The organism is Propioniciclava tarda, from assembly GCF_900182665.1.
In the GTDB taxonomy this organism is placed as follows: Bacteria; Actinomycetota; Actinomycetes; order Propionibacteriales; family Propionibacteriaceae; genus Propioniciclava; species Propioniciclava tarda.
This window is the reverse complement of sequence record NZ_FXTL01000038.1, coordinates 1-1,377: the sequence shown is the minus strand read 5'-3', so window position 1 is coordinate 1,377 and position 1,377 is coordinate 1. Positions and strand designations below refer to the sequence as shown.

Genomic DNA, 1,377 nt, shown 5'->3' with positions numbered 1-1,377 from the left:
GAGCAATGATCAGAACCTGTGGATGGTCCTCGGCGGGGTGACGTGAAGGGGCGCACCTTCCCGGGGATGATCTGAAGTCCAAGTAGCTCTGATCAGGACCGGCGTTGACGCGCTGGTTCGGGAAGGTACGCCCATGCTCACGGTAGTCCCCGACGAGAACGAGGCCAATCAACACACCCCGGCGGGGGTGGGCGGGTCGATGCTGGACGAGTTGGCCCGCGAGGGGGCCCGGCGGATGCTCGCAGCGGCGTTGCAGGCCGAGGTGGCCGCCTACATCGAGCAGCACGCCGACCAGGTCGACGAACACGGGCACCGGCTGGTGGTCCGCAACGGCTTCCACGCGGCCCGCCAGGTCGCGACCGCTGCGGGGGCGGTGCCGGTCCAGGCGCCGCGGGTCAACGACAAGCGCATCGATGAGGCGACGGGGCAGCGGAGGCGGTTCGCGTCGGCGATCCTGCCGGCGTGGGCGCGGAAGTCGCCGCAGGTGGCCGACGTGCTGCCCTTGTTGTACTTGCATGGCTTGTCCAGTGGCGACTTCGCGCTGGCGTTGGAGCAGTTCTGCGGGTCGGCGGCCGGCCTGTCGCCGGCGACGATCACCCGGCTCACCGGCCAGTGGCAAGACGAGGCGAACGCGTTCGGCAACCGCAGCCTGCGTGACGTCGACTACGTGTACGTGTGGGTCGACGGGATCCACGTGAAGGTCCGCCTGGAGCAGGACAAGATCTGCCTGCTGGTGATGATCGGGGTCCGCGCTGACGGCCACAAGGAGCTGATCGCCTTGTCCGACGGGTTCCGCGAATCGTCAGAATCGTGGGCCGACCTGCTCCGCGACTGCAAACGCCGCGGCATGCGTGCCCCGGTGCTGGCCGCCGGGGACGGTGCTCTCGGGTTCTGGCGGGCCGTCCGGGACGTGTTCCCCGACACCAAGGAGCAACGGTGCTGGTTCCACAAGACCGGCAACGTCCTGGCCGCCCTGCCGAAGTCGGCCCACCCGAACGCGAAGAAGGCCCTCGCCGAGATCCACCAGGCCGAAGACAAGGATCATGCGATCGCTGCGGCGAAGGTGTTCGCTGCCGAGTACGGCGCCAAGTGGCCCAAGGCCGCCGCGAAGATCACCGACGACCTCGACGTGCTCCTCGCGTTCTACGACTACCCGGCCGAGCACTGGGTCCATCTGCGGACCACGAACCCGATCGAGTCGACGTTCGCGACCGTCCGGCTACGGCAGCGTGTCACCAAGGGCCCCGGCTCGAGAGCCGCTGGCATCGCGATGGCGTTCAAGCTGATCGAAGCTGCCCAGGCCCGGTGGCGCATGGTCAACGCCCCCCACCTGGTCGCCCTCGTCCGTGCCGGCGTCCCCTTCACCAACGGCAAACA

General features: G+C 68.6%; 1 protein-coding gene. It reads left to right on the top strand.

Going from position 1 to position 1,377, the window contains the following annotated elements; genetic code table 11:
* Positions 1-133: 133 nt before the first annotated feature.
* On the top strand, positions 134-1,377 hold a 1,244-nt coding region (locus tag FN821_RS14050), incomplete at its 3' end, for an IS256 family transposase (RefSeq protein WP_142640467.1).